This is a genomic window from Dokdonia sp. Asnod2-E02 (genome assembly GCF_045063915.1).
GTDB lineage: Bacteria > Bacteroidota > Bacteroidia > Flavobacteriales > Flavobacteriaceae > Dokdonia.
In genome coordinates, this window is the sequence record NZ_JBEFNX010000005.1 from 620988 (window position 1) to 638032 (window position 17045).

A 17045-nucleotide genomic window follows, 5' to 3' on the forward strand; every position below is an offset into this window, starting at 1 on the left:
AATATATAACTGATTAGCTAGTGCTAATGTAAGTCTTAGTTGTTGATAAGACGGAACTCAGTACGACGGTTTGCAGCGTGCTGACGCTCAGTACAAGAAACACCATCTGCACAACGGTTTTTAAGCTTACGCTCACCAAATCCGTTTGCTACAAGAAGACTGTTGTTTACTCCCTTAGAGATAAGGTAGTTTGCTACAGACTGTGCACGACGCTCAGAAAGATCTTGGTTAGAAGAAGCAGCTCCTCTAGAATCTGTGTGAGAAGCGATCTCTAATTTTACACCTGGGTTTTCAGCAAGTAATGGCATTAATCTAGTATCGATAATGTTTTTTGCAGCAGGAGTTAAAGTTGCAGAGTTAGTATTCCAGTTGATAGGAAGTGCTTGGTACTCAACAAGAGCACACTCAACTTCTCTCCAAGTAGTAAGACCACCTTTTTGCTTAAGAACTTCTTTAGAAACAGTGTTGAAAGTTGCAGGTACTACATCTTCAGTAGTAGTAGCATCTTTTACAAGAACAGTTTTTGTGATAGTTGCAAATTCAGCAGGAATTTCTTCTTCTACTACGCTTGCAGGCTGATCAACAACTCTCTTAGTGTAAGTTCCGTTTGCAGAACCTCCTGGAGTAGACTGTACAGTTGCATCTGCAGCAAGTACACGCTTAGATACTGTAGTATACTCAGCTGGGTATCCTTTGTAACACCAGTAACGACAATCGTCTGGGTTAGAAGAAGCACAATCAGGAGCTGGAGCACCTAATTCCCACTGCGCGTAAGCAGACTTAACTTCGATAGTTTCAGAATCGTTAGAAAAAGAAGCAGGAACTACTCTTAAAGAAGAACCTGAAGTACTCTTTACATAAGTTACTGTTTCAGTCTTGTAAGTAGCTGGTATAATTCTAAGACGCTTAGAAGCTTCTTTTACCATTACACGCTCAGTTACTGTATCGTATTGAGCTGGTACTACTTTAAGTACTTTGTAAGCAGGTGTTTTTTGGATCTGTACACTCTGAGTCTCATAGATGTCTGGAGTTGTACAACGTACGTAACACTTACCTGGTTCTGGATTTGTAGGTAAATCTTGTGCTTGAACATTTGCAAATGCAAATCCTACTAATGCACATAAAAATAAAATTTTCTTCATAATAATTGATAGTTAAAAGATTAAAGTGTTGGAATTCAATTTTAAAAGTACAAAAATAACCGCTTTCCCTTATAAAGACGTTAACTTTTTTTTAAGAAAGTTTAAAAAGGATTAAATACACGTTTAAAACGACCAACAACACAAAAAAACTCAATCTCCACGTCTTAACGCATTTTTAGTGATTTTTCTAATTATGATAAATCGCTCAAAATCTGCCTAAAACGTCTAGAACACGGGCGTGTGCAATTTTATTATAATCATAATGAGTAACTATTCTTAATTTACCCTGGCCCATATCACTTATAGCTATCTCATTATCAAAAAGATACTTTACAAATGAAGTCTCATTAATTGTTTCTTTAAGGTTAAATATGACAATATTAGTTTCTGTAGGCTCAACAGATTTAACGTAAGTTTGACTTTTTAATAAAGTTGCTATCTCTTGCGCTCGCTGGTGATCTTCTACCATTCTATCTACGTGATTATCTAACGCATACAGCCCTGCAGCCGCCATATAACCTACTTGACGCATACCGCCGCCTAAAACTTTACGCACGCGCATTGCCTTATCCATAAATTGCTGCTTGCCTATTAATACAGATCCCATAGGCGCTCCAAGACCTTTTGAAAGACACACAGATATTGTATCAAATAGTTCTCCATAACTAGATGGCTCCTCTCCTTTTGCCACAAGAGCATTCCATAATCTTGCACCATCTAGGTGTAAACCTAAACCGTGTTTATTGCATACTGCTTTAATTTTCTTTATCTCTTCTAGATCATAACAAGCTCCTCCACCTTTATTTGTTGTGTTTTCTAGACACACTAATGTTGTGAGCGGACTATGATAAAAATCTGGCGGATTTATAGCTGCCTCTACTTGGGATGCAGTTATCATACCCCTAGTGCCATTAATAAGCTTGCACGACACGCCACTATTAAAGGATACTCCTCCTCCTTCATAATTATAAACGTGCGCATATTGGTCTGCTATAAGTTGCTCTCCTGGCTGTGTGTGTAACTTAATGGCTGCTTGATTTGCCATACTCCCCGTAGGAAAGTATAGAGCGCTATCCATCTTAAACATTCTAGCCAGGCGACTTTCTAACTCGTTTACTGTAGGGTCCTCCTTGTAAACATCATCACCCACTTGTGCTTTCATCATAAAATCGAGCATAGCCGGAGTAGGCTTTGTGAGTGTATCTGAGCGTAAATCTATTTTCATTAATTCTAGTGTATGATATAATTATAATATGTGGTGGTGAGTTTTAAGTTTACGCTTTCGCGAAAGCGTACTTACATACATCCTATAGGTGATCCATCTGGAATTTTTGGTGATGGTAACACCTTAAACTTTTCTGGTGCTTTTAAGAATGTCTCAATTTCATCTACCATAAATGCCGCATTTGCATCTGTAGTTTGACTAGCGAGTTTTGCTCTCACCTGTTTAAGCTGTGCTCTCGTAAAAGCTTTAGTCTGTGGTATAGACTTACTATGCGCCGAAAGATTCATAAGATGTTTAAGTACATTGTAATTTATAGTTTGTTGTACTCCTGCTTTATAAGAATCTTGCTCGTTGCTGAATATGGTGCTATTTACAAGCGTAGAGAGCATTCCATCAAGTCCCATTTGAGACGGGTCTATCGCCTTCTGTTGCACAAGTCTGTTTGCTCTTTCTGGATGAAGAAGCAGTGACAACGTCATATCACTTGCTGTTGCTGCAGCGCCTAAAGCATCAAAGCCTACGCCATCATTACTTTTAAAACTTTCACGTGATCTCCCATACCCTTGTGCTCGAGGAGGGAATAAGGCCAACTTGTCTTTAGGTATAGCCAGCTCTGTTGCAGTTAAGGTTATTAAAACACTACTAAGCGCTGCTTTTTGCTCACCAGCGTCAAGAATTTTTGTAACGTCAAGATTATTATCTCCTTTTACAGCATAGTTATACTCAAGACCTCCCACCATTTTTACCGCTGCCTCAGTTTGATATCTGTGGTAAAAATATAGTGGTACAAATACATCTTCAAGCACAGAGTAGGGCTCATTGCTACGTATGTTATCTACAGAGAAGTTTGTGATAGCTCCTTTTCTTAAAGCAAGCATCTTATCTAACTCTTGGTAAGCACTAGCGCCATTATCCCATAGATGCGCCTTAGCGTGAGCTCCTCCCTGCGGTCTTGCATCACTATCTGTTATATAACGTAAGCCGCTTTGCTCTGCTTTAGTTAAGATAGTATTGAGAAAGTCTTTTTCTGAAACTCCCTTAGGAGCCACTCCGTAGTTATACTGTACAGTAACTTTATCCCACTCTCCTATACCTGTTGCATAGGCATTAGAAAAATCTACTTCACTTCCATCCCACGTAAGTGTAGGATGCGGGTAGTCCATAACGCTGGCTCTACCGTTTGAACTTGCTGCAAAGTTGTGTGCAAACCCTATAGTGTGACCTACCTCGTGAGCGCTTAATTGTCTTATTCTTGCGAGCGCCATCTCTAGCATAGGCTCATAATTATCATCACGCTCTGCAAAAGGCTTATTCATCAAAGCTTGAGCGATTAAAAAATCTTGACGTATTCTTAAACTCCCTAGGCTTACGTGACCTTTTATGATCTCCCCAGTGCGTGGGTCACGCACGCTTGCTCCATAACTCCACCCTCTAGTACTACGGTGTACCCACTGTATTACATTGTAACGCACATCCATAGGGTCTGCATCCTTAGGCAACATTTTTACCTGAAATGCATCCTTAAATCCCGCCGACTCATATGCTTGATTCCACCAGCTTGCTCCCTCAAGTAATGCAGATCTTACTGGCTCTGGTGTACCAGGATCTAGGTAGTAGATAATAGGCTCTACTGCTTCACTCATAGCTGCATTAGGATTTTTCTTCTCCAGTCTATGACGGTTTGCATAGCGCTTTATTATAGGCTCTTGTACCGGTGTTGCGTAATCTAGGTATGTAGTTGCGTTTACTCCAGCACGAGGATCAAAAGGACGAGGCACGTACTTATTATCTGGCAACTTTACAAATGAGTAGTGCTGTACCACAGTAAGTGCCTTTGCATCTGGTGCAACAGAGCGTATGTTTCTTCCCGTTGGGCTTCCTTTAAAAGTGAGTAACGCCTCAAACTCTGTGTTTTCTGGAAAAGCCTTTGTGCGCTCCATATACATAGCGCTTCTTGTTTTGTCTAATTTATAAGTACCTTCCTTACCACGTTTTAATCTCGCAGCTACACCGTGTGTGTCTTCTAGTAAAAACGGTGTGAAGTCTATGAGGTACTTCCCTCCTTTTTGCTCTTTTATAGGAAACCCAAAGAGTACAGACTTTGCAAAGGCTTCTTCTATAGATTTGCGTTCTAGCTCATTTGTAGTATTTGCTCTATAGCGCATATTAGGCTGTACCAGCATTATTTTATTACCTACTTTCTGAAATTTTACTACTGCATTACCACCTAGTTGCCCTCTATCTAGACCTATGTCGTTGCTTCCTAAGCCTGTACGCAGTGAGTGTACGTATAAAAATTCTTCATCTAGCTTATCTACTTCTACATATATCTTATCATCACTCTCATCATAATGCAGTGTGAAAAATCCTTTTGAGGTTACTAGATCTTTTTTTGAATCTAAAAACTGTGCAAAGGTGCTGGTTGCGACTAATAAACAAATGGCAAGAATGCTGTATTTTTTCATATCGTAAAATTAGGTTGTCTAAGATACACGTTTAGATGAAAATATACTTGCCAATTATAAGGTACTAAGGGAGTACTCTATAAATCTCATAGCTAGCCCCGATTGTAGTGTAAATCCCGCAGGGCTGGCTGTGCCATCCTGAGGAATTGCAACGTAAAGCGGGATACTGCTCTTGTAAATACACCTGCTGAATATACTCCAAAAAAAAAGAGGCACCCTTGCGGGTACCTCTATATATGGAAAGCCTATCGCCAAATAGGGCTTATGCGTTCAACATTTTTTGACTTTATTTATTATCAAAAACTTCCATAATGCTTCCAAATTGTGATACATCTATATCACTCTTTTCTAGAGACTCTGCCATACGCATCATATCTCCTATATTCATATCATTACCTAGTAAGCGAGCAAGCATAAAACCTTTATTATCATCTGCACCAAAGAAGATCACCTCATCTATAGCATCTTCTTCTCCTTTAAAATAGAGACGCATTTGTCCCATATCTCCGCTGGCTTTCATAAGCTCCTCATAATCATCTGAGGTAAGGATGTCTTTTACCTTATCGCGCTCTACTTGCATTGCTGCCGTGTCACCAGACTTAGTCTGGTATGCCATTAGGTTTATTTTACGCACGGTTTTAAAAACCTCTTGCTGCTCTTCACTTAACGCCTCTACATTTTTACCTAGTAAACTAGTAGGTACGTCTACAAGAATAAAGTCGCCGTTTTCTTGATTATCTACATAATACTCTTGCAACGATTGTTTATTACTACAACTTGCAAGTGTGAGCACCACCGCAAAGGCTGCTACTACTGTTTTTATTGTGTTATACATATTATGACTTTTTTGCGTTTTGAACTTCCTTAAGAGCTTCACTCCCTTTAAAATCTAGGTCTTGAGCTAGCTTAGATATTTGCTTTAAATCTATGTTTCCAGTTACCTGAAAGAATACAGCGCGTTGCTCACCTTCCATATTTCCGTTTAAGAACATTACAAACTCTTTTACATAGTCTTCACTACTTCCTTCTTTATAGTAAAACTTTACATTCTTACCATCATCCTTTGCTCGCATTAGTTCTTGTAAGCCGCTGCTTGCTATGTAGCCTTTCATAGAGGCGTTCATCTGGTCCATTATACCTGCATTTGCACTGGTATACATCTTTACATTTTCTAGATTATCTACTAGGTTTATGTACTGCTGCATCTCTGGGTCTGATGAGTTAAGGTCTACTTTACTGAGTAGCTTAAACATCTTCTGGTTCATTACTATAGAGCTTACTCCTTTAAGGTCTTCGTACTTATCAAAAGGGCTCTGAGCTTTACTTGCTAGGGTTACTAATGCAAGAGCTGCTATCATTATTAACTTTTTCATCTTCTTTGTTTTTTGATTTTTATTTAAATAAGGTGCTAGAGGCTTTGTCAAATTCTTCTACCACATCCAGCTGTGTGGTGCTACTGTTAATCATTTGAGACATCATACCAAGGGCTTGCTTGGTTTTTAAGATGGCTACTTCTTCGTTTTCATAATTTGTAGAGATACGATTATCTACCTGAGTACCTTGTGTCCAGATTACTAGTCCTACTATTACCGCTGCTGCTGCACTTGCCATAAATCTATATCTAGGCTTGTGCTGCTTAGGTAATACAATAGGTCTATCATAAGTCTCTTCACTTGCTACGGCAAATGCTGTAAACATACTTTCATACTCTTTAAGATGTGGCGCCACGTTATCACCCGTAAAGTAGTCACGTAGTTGTGCTTCTTGCTGGAGCGTAGTACTTCCTTCAAAGTAATCTTCTAGTAGTTTCTCTATATTATGAGATTCCATAATTTCGTTTTTTAATCAATTCTTCTCTTAGTTTTTTGCGGGCTCTAGAGAGTGCTACTCGCACAGCGGTCTCATTCATCTGGAGTGCCACGGCAATCTCTGCATTATCCATTTGCTCTACATCTCTCATTTGTACAATAAGTCGTTGTTGCTCTGGTAGGTCTTCCATAAGTTTAAACACCCACGCGACCTCATCTGCAACCTCAATATGCTTGCTTGTATTACCTGAGTGATCTTCATAATTGTTATGAACGATTTTAAGATTATTGCTTCCCTTAGCTTTAAGCTTATCGTAGCAATAATTTTTTGTCATCGTCATCGCAAATGCTTCAACACTTCGATATTCTTTTATTTTAGACCTCTTTGTCCATAGTCGCAGTAGTACTTCCTGCGTAGCATCTTGCGCCTCATCTTGTGATACGAGCAATCGCTTTGCAACGCGATATATCTTATCCTTAAAAGGATTTACAAGCTTTATGAACGAGTGTTGGTCCATCGATTAATTGGTTAGTTATTAGGAAGACGATACATCATAGGTTTTGTTACAGCAGTTGTTACATTTTCTTTTTACGCTTTCGCGAAAGCGCTCTCATACCCCATAAAACTTAAAAAACTCCTACCTGAAGAGGTAGGAGTTTGTGATATGATACTTATAAAAGAGCAGCTTACTTTTTGTTTTTCTGCTGTTGCTCTGCTTGCTCCATCATTTGTTGCATTTTCTTTGCAAACTTACCTTGCTTCTTAGGCTTAGCTTTTTTCACTTCTATCTTTGCTCTTATCTTCTCTTCGTCGATAATCACGTTTTTAATAACTAAGATAATACCTATAGTAAGTAAGTTAGAAATAAAGTAATATAAACTCAGACCACTTGCATACTGGTTAAAGAAAACAAGCATAAGTAATGGTGAGAAATACATCATATACTTCATCATCTTACTCATATCTGGCATACCTTCTTGAGTAGGCTGTTGCATTTGCTGGTTACCTGTAGTTAATCTCATAGAGAAGAAAATAGTAACTGCAGCTAGTATAGGAAATAAACTCACGTGATCACCATAAAAAGGAATCTCAAACGGAAGCTTTGCAATCTCATCATAGCTAGATAAATCATCTGCCCATAAGAAGCTTTTTCCTCTTAAATCAAACGCAGATGGGAAGAACGTAAATAGCGCATAAAACACTGGAATTTGTAATAACGCTGGTAAACAACCTGCGGCGGGACTTGCCCCTGCCTTACTATACAGCGCCATAGTCTCCTGCTGCTTCTTCATTGCGTTATCTTTATACTTCTCTGAGATAGCAGCAATTTCTGGCTTAAGAATCTTCATCTTAGCCTGTGACGTGTACTGTTTATACTGTACAGGAGATAAAAATAATTTTATAACAATAGTCATTACTATAATAGCAATACCTGCTGGTAAGAATCCAGATAAGAATCCAAAAAACGGAATCACAAGGTACTTGTTTAAGAACCCAAATATCCCCCACCCTAATGGCATAGCCTCATCTAGTCCTTGATCATAAGACTTAAGGATTGTGTAATCTGTAGGACCGTAGTACATCTGCATTGCATAGTCTAACTCTCCATTTTTGGCTTCTAGTAAAACGTCAGACCCATATTGTTTTGTAAATATGGTTTCTTCATCTCTATCGTCTGCTTCTTTATAAAGATCTTTTGAGGTAAGTCTCGCTTCTTTAAATGGAGTTTCAGAAATAAGCATTGAGCTAAAGAAGTGCTGGCGGTAGTTCATCCACACAAGATCCTCTTCTATCTCATCATCATCTCCTGCTGGTGAGAGCTTATCTGTTTTATCTTCTTCATACTTGTATGTAAGGCGCGTGTATCTATTTTCATAAGACTGGCTACGTGCGTGACGCATCCCTTTAAAGTCCCACTGCATACGCATAGGGTTTGATGTGTTAAGCCTAGTAGAAAGTCCTTGAGAACGCATCCCAAAATCCATCATATAATCGCCTTCCTTAAGCTCGTAACGGTACTCTAGGTACTCATTATTAGAAACTTTAAGCTTCATAGATAACACATCATTGTTACCATTTTTAGAAAGACTAGGCTCAAAAAACAAGTCTTTAGTATTAAGATTACGGTTATCAGACGTACTAAAACTTACATTAAAAGTACTGTTTCCATCTTTAATAAGGTATACAGGTATCGAGTCATAAGTGCTATGCTGTAGCATCTTCACCTCTGTTATATATCCACCTTTATTGCTCACTTTAATTTCTAAAACATCATTAGAAATAGTAGTGGTTGCTCCCTCCTTTGCAGATGGTAAAGAGCCAGAGTAAGCAAATGCACCTAGTCTGTTTTGTAATGCAATATTTGTAATAGAGTCTGATGCTACTGCAGGAGCTGTTTGTGCAACTGGCAGGCTAGCTACATCTGTATCTTGTGATTCTACCTGTTCTGTTTGTGCTGCTTTCTCAGCTTCTAGCTCTTCGGCTGTAGGCTTATTAAAGTAGATGATCCATAAAAGGATTCCTCCCATAAGGAGCATTCCAATAAGTGAATTTGTGTCAAAGTTCTTTTTCATTAATCCTGTTTAGGTGGGTGTTTTTTGATTACGCTTTCGCGAAAGCGTGATTTTCTCAAAGCAATTTACTCGCCAAAGGGTTTATTTATGCCATACTGGCACGCGTACTGTCTTGAGCATAACTAACGGCTGCTCTCACAAACGCTACAAATAGCGGGTGCGGGTTGCTTACCGTACTCTTATACTCTGGGTGATATTGCACGCCTACAAACCAAGGGTGATCTTCTATTTCTACAATCTCCACAAGACCTGTATCTGGGTTAGTACCTGTAATTTTCATACCGGCTTTTTCTAATCGCTCGCGATATGCGTCATTAAACTCATATCTATGGCGGTGTCTTTCCATAATGATTTCATCGCCATATACGTCTTTTACAATACTATCTGGCGCAAGCTTACAAGCCCAAGCCCCTAGACGCATTGTTCCTCCCATATCTGTGATACTCTTTTGTTCCTCCATTATATCTATGACTGGGTGCGGAGTGTTTGGGTCCATCTCTGTTGAGTTTGCTTTTGTAAACTCACAAACATTTCTTCCGTACTCAATAACTGCCATTTGCATACCAAGACATATCCCTAAAAACGGAATCTTATGCTCTCTTGCATATTGCACTGCCTTAATTTTACCTTCTATACCGCGCTCTCCAAAACCTGGTGCTACTAGCACACCGTCAAGGTTTGCAATTTTATTTTTAATCACCTCTGGAGTGATATGCTCACTATGTATGCTCTCTATATTTACCTTTACCTCATTTTCTGCACCTGCGTGTATAAATGCTTCAAGTATAGATTTATAAGAATCTTGAAGTTCTACATATTTACCTATAAGGCCTATCGTTACTTCAGATTTTGGGTTTTTATGCTTTGCTAGAAACTCATTCCATCTCGTAAGTTCTGGTTGTGTAGCATCTGGCAGGTCTAATTTTTTAAGAGAGATTGCATCAAGACCTTCTTCAAGCATCAAGTTTGGTACGTCATATATAGTACTAGCATCTCTAGACTCTATAACAGCTTCTTGCTCTACGTTACAAAAACGTGCAAGTTTTGCCTTAAGATCATACCCTAGCTCGTGTTCTGTACGGCATACAAGTATATCTGCCATAATACCGCTCTCCATAAGTGTTTTTACACTGTGCTGGGTAGGCTTAGTTTTAAGCTCTCCTGCTGCTGCAAGGTATGGTATAAGTGTAAGATGTATAACTAGCGAGTTCTTTTTACCTAGCTCCCATTTGAGCTGGCGTATACTCTCTATATATGGTAGTGACTCTATATCACCTACAGTTCCTCCTATCTCAGTAATAACGATATCATAATCTCCGCTCTTCCCTAAAATCTGGATACGCTCCTTGATCTCATTTGTAATGTGAGGTATTACTTGCACTGTTTTACCTAAAAACTCACCTCTACGCTCTTTATCTATCACACTTTGATAGATACGCCCCGTTGTAACATTGTTAGCCTGTGAGGTAGGTGCATTAAGAAAACGCTCGTAATGTCCCAGATCAAGATCTGTCTCTGCACCATCATCTGTCACATAGCATTCTCCGTGCTCATAAGGATTAAGTGTACCAGGATCTATATTAATATAAGGATCTAGTTTTTGAATAGTGACTCTGTATCCTCGCGCTTGCAAAAGTTTTGCTAGTGATGCTGCGATAATACCTTTACCTAGTGAAGAGGATACTCCGCCCGTTACGAAGATGTATTTTGTAGATGCCATTTAAGGATTTTCTGAAGGTTCGTTTACGGGATGTAAAAGTACGGGATTTTAAGGAGACATTAAGACACTTCACCCGTTAATTTACAGAAAGAAAATAGGGTCTTCTTTATTTATAAGAAGACCCTATTATTGTGGGTGTTATTACGCTTTCGCGAAAGCGTAATTAAAAAAATTCTATCTACTATAGTTAGGAGCTTCCTTTGTGATAGTCACATCGTGTGGGTGACTCTCGTTTATACCACTAGCAGTGATTTTTACAAATTGTCCGTTTTCTTTAAGAGCCTCGATGCTGCCAGCTCCGCAGTAACCCATACCAGCTCTAAGACCTCCTACAAACTGGTGGATACTCTCGTTAAGCTCACCTTTGTAAGGTACACGACCTACAATACCTTCTGGCACTAGTTTCTTAATATCATCTTCTACATCTTGAAAGTAACGATCTTTTGAGCCTTGCTTCATAGCCTCTACAGATCCCATACCTCTATATGATTTGAACTTACGTCCTTCATAAATAATAGTCTCTCCTGGTGACTCTTTTGTACCTGCAAGTAAAGAACCTAGCATCACACAGTCTGCTCCTGCGGCAACTGCTTTAGGAATATCACCTGTATAACGTATACCTCCATCTGCAATTACTGGTACTCCTGTTCCTTTAATTGCTGCTGCACACTCTAGCACAGCGCTAAACTGAGGAAAACCAACTCCTGCAACAACACGTGTTGTACAGATTGATCCTGGGCCTATACCTACTTTTACAGCATCTGCACCCGCTTCTACAAGATATTTTGCTGCTGCTCCAGTAGCTATATTACCTACCACACAATCTAGTTCTGGGTAAGATGCTTTTACAGACTTTAAGACCTCTACCACACCTTTAGTATGACCGTGAGCTGTATCTATAACAATAGCATCTACTCCAGCTTTTACAAGTGCTCCAGCACGCTCTACAGCATCACCAGTAACACCTATAGCAGCAGCTACGCGTAGGCGACCAAATTTATCTTTATTTGCGTTAGGCTTTAACGTAAGTTTTGTGATATCTCTAAAAGTGATGAGACCCACGAGTGTATTATCTCCTGTTACAACAGGTAGTTTTTCTATTTTATGATTTTGAAGTATCTCTTCTGCTTGTTGTAGAGAGGTTCCCTCTGCTGCAGTAACAAGATTTTCTGATGTCATTACCTCGCTTACCGGACGGTCATTGTCTTTTTCAAAACGTAAGTCACGGTTTGTAACAATACCTATCAATTTCCCATTATCATCTACAATAGGAATTCCTCCTATACTATGCTCACGCATTGCAGCTTTTGCATCACTTACTAAAGATTTAAGAGGTAATGTCACAGGGTCTATAATCATCCCGCTCTCTGCACGCTTTACTTTACGCACCTTGATAGCCTGCTCATCTATAGTCATATTTTTGTGCAATACTCCTATACCACCTTCTTGAGCAATAGCAATTGCCATACGACTCTCTGTAACCGTATCCATCGCCGCAGAGACAATAGGTACATTAAGAGTGATGTTGCGAGTAAATTTTGATTGTATGCTTACTTCTCTAGGTAATACTTCAGAAAAAGCAGGAACTAGAAGTACGTCGTCATAGGTGAGCCCTTCTCCTAGAATTTTATTTTCGTGTGCAGTCATAGCAATTATTGTTTTAAGAGGTGAGAGTGGAGTTTTTTACGCTTTCGCGAAAGCGTACTACTATAAATCCACGCTAACAATTAATTGCGTGCAAAGATACGCTTAATTAATCAATATAACTCGCCCATCTATCAAATCTACATTTAAGACACTTAAAATGAGTGATTTAAATAGAATATCGCTAAGAAATTTTGAAACAATTTTACCGCAACTATCTCTTTATTCTTAATCAATCTAAATACAAACAACCTGATTAACAGTTATTTATAATTTTCAAACATCCTTTATTCATAACTTTAAGAAAGAATACGAACTTAGAAAAAGAAAAAGATGGCTATTAAACTCGCACATAACTGTATAAACTGTGATCAACTTAAAGACGATAATTATTGTAACAAGCACCAAGTACACGTAAACTCCGCATACACTTGTGACAGCTTTGAAATGAAGGCTGCTCTTAAGGATGACCGTAACTGTGTTACTTGCAAGCGCTATGAAGAAAGTGATTGTGCAAACCCAAAAACTGCTGCACCAGGTATGCTCTGTGCATCGTGGGCACCACAAGCACAAGCTTAGTACTTTACTTATTAATAAATAACAAAAGCCCTCTCATACCTTTATGAGAGGGCTTTTGTTGTAAGTAACATATCTCGTAAAAGATAGGCTTACAATTTAATTTGTAATGTAGTATAAAATGTGAGAGGCTCTGCAGGTATAATACCAGGACCAGGATACCCGGTTGCTCTTCTTGTAAAATATGACTCATCAAGTGCATTATTAAGCCCAGCCTCTAACTTAAACTGTTTCCAAGAGTAAGCTGCCGAAACATCTAGCACTCCGTATGAGGGAATACTCCCCTCTATACCACGTTGATTATCATTTACATCTTGTGGCGCATTTGTAGCATCTGTAAATTGCTCTGTGAGGTATGTATATTGAACACTTGCTGTAAGGTTGTTATAACCAAAATTTAATCCTGTTTTTAAATTTACATCTGGTATAAACTCTACCTCATTACCCTCTACCCCTATCTCCTCAGAACTAAGATACTCTGAACTAGTAAGCGCGAGGTTTGTAAATAAATTGAGTTTAAACTCTTTATGACTTTCAAAAAAAGTATTGCGTAGGTTCCAGTCTGTAAAAACTTCAAGACCATAAATAAAAGCATCACCTATATTACCACGACGCCTTTTTATACTACCATCTGTATCTTCAAAAAGCACTTCTCCCAGACGGTCATCATAGCGCACACCAAAGGCACTTACATCATAAGCAAATTTATTATCTATGCGACCTCTTGCCCCTATATCTACGGTAAAGCCTTCTTCATCTTTAATATCTTCATCTACCACAAAAGATGGATTTACCACTCGTATATCATTAAAAGTAACAGAACGATAGTTTTGACTAAAGTTACCATACAACTCAACAGCAGGAGATAGCTGGTATGTAGTACCAAGTCCCAATAATAAAAAGTCACGTTCAAAATCACGATTATCTGCCAGGTCTTGATTTACAAGCACGTTACCTGCTAGATCTAACACGATGTCTTTATAAGAACCAGTACTTGCTGTTTTTATATACTCAAATCTAAAGCCTGGTGTAACCGTAAATCTATCTGTAAGATTAAAAATATTTTCTCCAAAAACCGCTAGGTTCTTATTAGGAAAATCAAACTGTGCCTGGCGTTCATAATTAGGAAACTGCTCTGTTGCAAAACTAAAATCTGCATCGGCAGCTGTAGTTCCGGGTCCTTGTTGCTGGCTATTACTAGCATCATAGTACTTACTTCCTATCAAGAAGACCGCATCCTTATGACCTATGCGATACCTGCTAAGTAATCTTGCCTCTGCTCCCCAGTTTGTAAAATTATCTACAAGAAGTTCTCTAGGCTCTTCTACATCATCTGGTTGTGATACTCTATTTGTTCTAAAACCTACAGCGCTACGTTGTGCATCAAGTCCAAAAACATTTAAACTAAAATCTGTTTTATCACTAAAAGCGTGATCAAGACGCAGTGAGTACACCTTCCAGTCTACATCAAACCAGTTACGATCACGGTTACTAAAGTTAGGGTCTTCTATAAATTGAGCATCTGTAAGACCTCCAGCTTGTTTTGCTAAATAATTAAAAAGGGTAAGTTCTCCCGTAAGTGTAGTGCGCTCGCTTAACTCATATGCCACGTGTGCAAAATAATTACGACTATTAAACTGAGAGTTAGGTCTCCAGCCGTCGCCTTCTTTGTAATTAAAATATGTGTAATAGCTCAATTTACCTACCGTACCACTTAGGCTATTAAAAGAGGTAAGCAATCCATACGAGCCTGCGGTTTGCCTTGATATTAATTCAATCTTCTTGTCTTTCTCGGGCTCTCTGAATTTAAAATTTATCAATCCGCCAAACTGTGTTCCGTACTGTAAAGATGCAGCACCACGCACTACTTGTATCTCTTTAAGCGCCTCTGCTGGTGGTGTATAGTAACTCTCTGGGTACCCCAGCACATCTGCGCTTATGTCATAATTATTCTGTCGTATATTAAAGTTTGCAGAGCGATTAGGGTCTAGACCGCGGCCACCTATATTAAGCTGCAACCCTGCATCGCCGTTCTCGTAGATATTAAGGCCTACTACCTGGCTATATATTTGTCTCGGGGCATTTGCAGCAAGGTTTGCCGTAAGTTGATCTACCAGTACTACTTCACTTTTTTTACCCGCATAAATTGCAGTTCCTTCTACTTTTTTTAGAGATCGTAAGGCAAAAATCTTTTCTCTTCGGCTTGTGAGTACTACCTCGCTTAGGGATTCACCTAGTGGTGTAAGTGTATAGTCTTTTACAGTTTCTCCTTCTATACGTATTTGTTGCTCTACGAGTTCATAGGCCAGTCCAAAAACGATGAGGTTATACGTGCCATTTTCTATATTTTCAAAACGGTATTTTCCAGACGCATCTGTACTAGCTACTTGATTTGCTTCTCTTAAGTAGATCTCAACATCTTCTAGCGCCTTCCCATCTTGAGAAGAGATCGTACCGCTCAGGCTGTTTTGGGCAATAACAGTAGTTGCTATAAGTATAAAAATAAGTGTATTATAAACCTTTAATCTCATCTGTAAATGGGGTAACCCACGTTTTGTGTTTAAAAGAATCTTCTATTTCTGCCAGATTTACCTCTGGATCTATATATGTTGTACTCAATCTCCCATTAAGCGCAACATATGACTCAACATATACTTGTACCTCTTGATGGCCTTGACTCTCAAAATGGTCGCGAAGATAGTGAGCATACTCGAGAATAAAGTCTGGCTGGAAACTCATTTGCTTTTCTTGCAACGGAGTTAAAAAATCTGTGTTATCTACATAAAAACGTCTGCCCGTCACACCGTCTACTATTTTAAACTGAGCATATCCAGATTTTTCCATAAGCATCACGCGCCAGGAAAAACGATAACCCTCTTCGGTCCAGAATAACTCACCAGGATAAGCCAGGTATCGCCACGGTAATAATATCTGTATCATAAAGAATATTACAACAACAGCAACCGCATAATTTTTTGAAATAGCAGAACTAGCAACGTATTGCCTACTCGTTTTAAGTAGTGCTGTGGGGTATTTTAACGCTTTCGCGAAAGCGTAAATAATCTTTTTATGAAACGCTGCGTCAAAAAAGATAAGTGCGCTCACAATCATCACATAAGGAAACATCCCGATAGGAAACAACACGCGTGTAAGCACGTGAAAGATTATCACCATTACAAAGGCATAAGGGCGCGTTTTTTTATACAGCAAAAAGAAGGGAATAAACAAGTCATAACCCGCACCAAACCAGCTAAAGGCATACTGAACCCACTCCTCACCCATAAGATTACCTATGAGGGGTATATCAAATTTAGACGGTAACCATATTTTAAGCGGCATCGCTTTAAAGAGCCAGTCACTATTAAGTTTTGCCAGACCAGCATACACATAAACAATACCCAAAAGCAATTTTATACTATCAATAGTCCACGATGGGATGAATTGTGGTGGGGTTGTGTTACGCTTTCCCGAAAGCGTAATAGCATCTACAGAGAAGTAAGCTCCAGCTGGAAGAAATATCATCAAGAAGCTCAACATACTGATGAAGTAGTAGTGGTTAAGATACATTGTCTTATCCATAAGCTCTATGTAAGTAAAGCTTAAAAAGAAAATTATAATTGCCCAGCGGTACTTATAACCTACCATTATAAAGAGGCTACTCAATGCACAAATGGCAAATAGTAAGTAGGTATAATCACCTAAGGGTCTCACCCACTCAAACCCATAGAAAGTAAAGTGAAAGCTAGGAGTGATATAAAATTTTTCTATCCATCCATAACTCCAAAAGCGCACAATACTCGCAAACATTAGTACACCAAAAAACACACGAAAGACCGCTAGTGGTGCGGCCTCTCTTTGGGTATTAAAATATGTTGTTATGCGTGTACTCAT

General features: G+C 38.9%; 13 protein-coding genes. 1 reads left to right on the forward strand and 12 read right to left on the reverse strand.

Features of this window, described 5'->3' with window-relative positions:
- Positions 1-35: 35 nt before the first annotated feature.
- From ACJJVM_RS02720 to guaB, 10 genes are all read right to left on the reverse strand, one after another.
- The gene (locus ACJJVM_RS02720) at positions 36-1142 is read right to left on the reverse strand and encodes an OmpA family protein (RefSeq protein WP_298354104.1); all 1107 of its coding nucleotides are present in this window, start codon (positions 1140-1142) and stop codon (positions 36-38) included.
- 205 nt (positions 1143-1347) lie between these two features.
- Positions 1348-2367: a low specificity L-threonine aldolase gene (locus ACJJVM_RS02725; protein ID WP_298354107.1), complete on the reverse strand. Its 1020-nt coding sequence runs from the start codon at positions 2365-2367 to the stop codon at positions 1348-1350.
- 71 nt (positions 2368-2438) lie between these two features.
- Positions 2439-4832, reverse strand: a complete 2394-nt coding sequence (locus ACJJVM_RS02730; RefSeq protein ID WP_298354110.1) for a zinc-dependent metalloprotease — start codon at positions 4830-4832, stop codon at positions 2439-2441.
- Positions 4833-5118: 286 nt separating this feature from the next.
- Positions 5119-5667 carry a DUF4252 domain-containing protein gene (locus ACJJVM_RS02735; protein ID WP_298354113.1) on the reverse strand — a complete coding sequence of 183 codons (549 nt, stop codon included), beginning with the start codon at positions 5665-5667 and terminating at the stop codon, positions 5119-5121.
- Position 5668: 1 nt separating this feature from the next.
- Complete coding sequence (locus tag ACJJVM_RS02740; protein ID WP_405210729.1) at positions 5669-6205, reverse strand: DUF4252 domain-containing protein; 537 nt, start codon at positions 6203-6205, stop codon at positions 5669-5671.
- A 19-nt stretch (positions 6206-6224) separates the two neighbouring features.
- Positions 6225-6662, reverse strand: coding sequence for a hypothetical protein (locus ACJJVM_RS02745; protein WP_035328364.1), 438 nt, complete (start codon positions 6660-6662; stop codon positions 6225-6227).
- Positions 6649-7158, reverse strand: a complete 510-nt coding sequence (locus tag ACJJVM_RS02750; RefSeq protein WP_035328361.1) for an RNA polymerase sigma factor — start codon at positions 7156-7158, stop codon at positions 6649-6651. Before ACJJVM_RS02750 ends, ACJJVM_RS02745 begins: the two co-directional genes overlap by 14 nt.
- A gap of 169 nt (positions 7159-7327) precedes the next feature.
- Complete coding sequence (gene yidC / locus ACJJVM_RS02755; RefSeq protein WP_035328358.1) at positions 7328-9214, reverse strand: membrane protein insertase YidC; 1887 nt, start codon at positions 9212-9214, stop codon at positions 7328-7330.
- 85 nt (positions 9215-9299) lie between these two features.
- Complete coding sequence (locus ACJJVM_RS02760; RefSeq protein ID WP_298354124.1) at positions 9300-10934, reverse strand: CTP synthase; 1635 nt, start codon at positions 10932-10934, stop codon at positions 9300-9302.
- A gap of 174 nt (positions 10935-11108) precedes the next feature.
- Positions 11109-12581, reverse strand: a complete 1473-nt coding sequence (guaB, locus tag ACJJVM_RS02765; RefSeq protein ID WP_038600485.1) for an IMP dehydrogenase — start codon at positions 12579-12581, stop codon at positions 11109-11111.
- 330 nt (positions 12582-12911) lie between these two features.
- Between guaB and ACJJVM_RS02770 the strand changes: the two genes are divergently transcribed.
- Positions 12912-13157 carry a hypothetical protein gene (locus ACJJVM_RS02770; RefSeq protein WP_038600477.1) on the forward strand — a complete coding sequence of 82 codons (246 nt, stop codon included), beginning with the start codon at positions 12912-12914 and terminating at the stop codon, positions 13155-13157.
- A gap of 89 nt (positions 13158-13246) precedes the next feature.
- On the opposite strand, the gene ACJJVM_RS02775 is transcribed toward ACJJVM_RS02770, so the two are convergent.
- Entirely contained in the window at positions 13247-15685 is a 2439-nt protein-coding gene (locus tag ACJJVM_RS02775; protein ID WP_405210730.1) for a TonB-dependent receptor domain-containing protein, read from the reverse strand.
- Positions 15666-17045, reverse strand: a complete 1380-nt coding sequence (locus ACJJVM_RS02780) for an HTTM domain-containing protein (protein WP_405210731.1) — start codon at positions 17043-17045, stop codon at positions 15666-15668. The genes ACJJVM_RS02775 and ACJJVM_RS02780 overlap by 20 nt, the downstream gene beginning before the upstream one ends.

Bases quoted from the DNA above. Each gene is read 5' to 3' on its own strand.
- ACJJVM_RS02720 (WP_298354104.1), bottom strand. From the start codon at position 1,142: ATGAAGAAAATTTTATTTTTATGTGCATTAGTAGGATTTGCATTTGCA.
- ACJJVM_RS02725 (WP_298354107.1), bottom strand. From the start codon at position 2,367: ATGAAAATAGATTTACGCTCAGATACACTCACAAAGCCTACTCCGGCT.
- ACJJVM_RS02730 (WP_298354110.1), bottom strand. From the start codon at position 4,832: ATGAAAAAATACAGCATTCTTGCCATTTGTTTATTAGTCGCAACCAGC.
- ACJJVM_RS02735 (WP_298354113.1), bottom strand. From the start codon at position 5,667: ATGTATAACACAATAAAAACAGTAGTAGCAGCCTTTGCGGTGGTGCTC.
- ACJJVM_RS02740 (WP_405210729.1), bottom strand. From the start codon at position 6,205: ATGAAAAAGTTAATAATGATAGCAGCTCTTGCATTAGTAACCCTAGCA.
- ACJJVM_RS02745 (WP_035328364.1), bottom strand. From the start codon at position 6,662: ATGGAATCTCATAATATAGAGAAACTACTAGAAGATTACTTTGAAGGA.
- ACJJVM_RS02750 (WP_035328361.1), bottom strand. From the start codon at position 7,158: ATGGACCAACACTCGTTCATAAAGCTTGTAAATCCTTTTAAGGATAAG.
- yidC (WP_035328358.1), bottom strand. From the start codon at position 9,214: ATGAAAAAGAACTTTGACACAAATTCACTTATTGGAATGCTCCTTATG.
- ACJJVM_RS02760 (WP_298354124.1), bottom strand. From the start codon at position 10,934: ATGGCATCTACAAAATACATCTTCGTAACGGGCGGAGTATCCTCTTCA.
- guaB (WP_038600485.1), bottom strand. From the start codon at position 12,581: ATGACTGCACACGAAAATAAAATTCTAGGAGAAGGGCTCACCTATGAC.
- ACJJVM_RS02770 (WP_038600477.1), top strand. From the start codon at position 12,912: ATGGCTATTAAACTCGCACATAACTGTATAAACTGTGATCAACTTAAA.
- ACJJVM_RS02775 (WP_405210730.1), bottom strand. From the start codon at position 15,685: ATGAGATTAAAGGTTTATAATACACTTATTTTTATACTTATAGCAACT.
- ACJJVM_RS02780 (WP_405210731.1), bottom strand. From the start codon at position 17,045: ATGAGTACACGCATAACAACATATTTTAATACCCAAAGAGAGGCCGCA.